The 1,820-nt window shown below is 65.3% G+C and carries 2 protein-coding genes; both read right to left on the bottom strand.

The window, feature by feature from the left end:
* Positions 1-71 precede the first annotated feature (71 nt).
* Positions 72-848: an IS21-like element helper ATPase IstB gene (gene istB / locus Rhe02_RS49380; protein WP_203915543.1), complete on the bottom strand. Its 777-nt coding sequence runs from the start codon at positions 846-848 to the stop codon at positions 72-74.
* Positions 849-876: 28 nt separating this feature from the next.
* Positions 877-1,820, bottom strand: a 944-nt coding sequence (locus tag Rhe02_RS49385) for a Mu transposase domain-containing protein (RefSeq protein WP_444544538.1), incomplete at its 5' end; no start/stop codon positions are given.

A 1,820-nucleotide genomic window follows, 5' to 3' on the forward strand; every position in this document is an offset into this window, starting at 1 on the left:
TGTCGACGCTCAGGTAATTCCCCAGGGCTTGTGATCACGTAATTCCCCATGGGGTGACCCTCGATGTCTTTTTACTCGTTGTGGTTCTGGGGAGTGCGAGCGGCCCCCTTGGGCCGCTTGTTGGGCCGGTAGCTTGGCCCGTTCATGAAGACTTGGTGGCTGTTGTTGATCAGTCTGTCGAGTAGGGATTCTGCGACCACTGCGTTGGGAAATAAGGGATACCAGTCTTGTGGCGCCCTGTTGGCGGTGATGATGAGGCTGCGGCTGTTGTGCGCCCGTTCGGAGATGAGTTCGTAGAGGTCGTCGGCCTGTTGCGGGTTGAGCTCGCGCATGGCGAAGTCGTCGAGGATCAGGACGGCGGGGCGGGTCAGTTCGGCCAGCCGTCTGGCCCAGGTGCGGTCGGCGTGCCCGCCGGCCAGGTCCGCCAGAGCGCGGCTGGTCTTGGTGAACCTGACCTCGGCGAGCTGGCGGATGGCGAGTATGCCGAGTGCTTGTGCAACATGGCTTTTGCCTACTCCGACCGGGCCGTAGAGGACGACCGACTCGCCGGCGTGCAGCCAGCGCAGCGCGGCCAGGTCACGGATCTGCGCGGCGGGTAGTTTCGGGCTGGCGCCGAAGTCGAATTCCTCCAGGGTGCAGAGTTGGTCGAAGTGAGCGCGCCGGACGCGGCGGGCCATGGCCTGGGTTTCACGCCGTCCGATCTCGTCGTGGCAGAGCACTTGCAGGAAGTCCAGGTGGCCGAGCTCGCCATTGCGGGCCTGGGCAAGCCGGGCATCTAGGGTGTCGAGCATCCCGGACAGTTTCAATGCCCGCAGACTCGTATGCAGGCTGGTGTCGACAACAGTCACTGGTTTCTCTTTCTTCTGGTGGAATGGTTTAGATGGCCTGCTGACCGCTCGTGGTGGCCGAGGGGCCGGCGGGCGGCTGGCTCGTGTCGGCCCGGTCCGCGGCGAGCGAGCGGCTCGTCTTCTGCATGGGGATGACGTTGGCGAACAGCTGCGAAGGGCCGTGGAGGAACGCGGCGGCTCCGCCGTCGCCGCGGGATTGTTGCGGCGACGGTTCGATGTCGGTGCCGGCGGTCAGGATGCCTTTGATGGTGCGATATGACGGGTCGCCGACCGCGACTGCCTTGGCGCACGAGGCTTCGACTCGCTCTGCCGGGTATTTGCCGGTCAGGCCGAGGATGCCTTGGGCGGCGCGCAACCTGAAGAGCACTCCGACGGCCAGGAGACCGTCGATGACTTCGGTGCAGGCCGGGCCGATCTCGGCGGCCCGCTGACGGCACCAGACCGGCGTGCGCATCTTGAACGCGATCTTCTCCGGCGGGTAGTGGCCGAAATCGGTTTGCTTACCAGACGGCTTACGGCCATGGGTCGCGATCAGCTGTCCATTGTGGAATATCTGGACCACCGTCGGCGTCGACCGAGCGTCAACGCGCTGACCGATGTAGCGCCACGGGATCGAATACAGCGTCTTGCCGACCTTGGCATGGATGTCCGGGCCGACCTTCGCCGTCGACCACGTCGCCAGCACGAAAGGCTTACGCGGCAACGGTAGTAACGCCTCGGCCTCCAACGCCGTGAACACGTCCAAGGGTTTGGCGCCGCTCAGTGGGCGGCAGGAACGCGACCCGGCCACCTGCACGCACCAACGCAGCGCTTCTGCGCGCATCTGCTGCAGCGACACGAATTCCCGCCCGCGCCAGAAGCTGTCCCGGACATAGGGCACTTGGCGTTCCACCCTGGGCTTGTCCTTGGGTTTGCTGCGCCGGGCCGGGTCGACCAGTACCCCGTAGTGGACGGCTAGCTCGCCGTAGGAGC

This window comes from Rhizocola hellebori, from assembly GCF_016862955.1.
GTDB classification, from domain to species: Bacteria; Actinomycetota; Actinomycetes; order Mycobacteriales; family Micromonosporaceae; genus Rhizocola; species Rhizocola hellebori.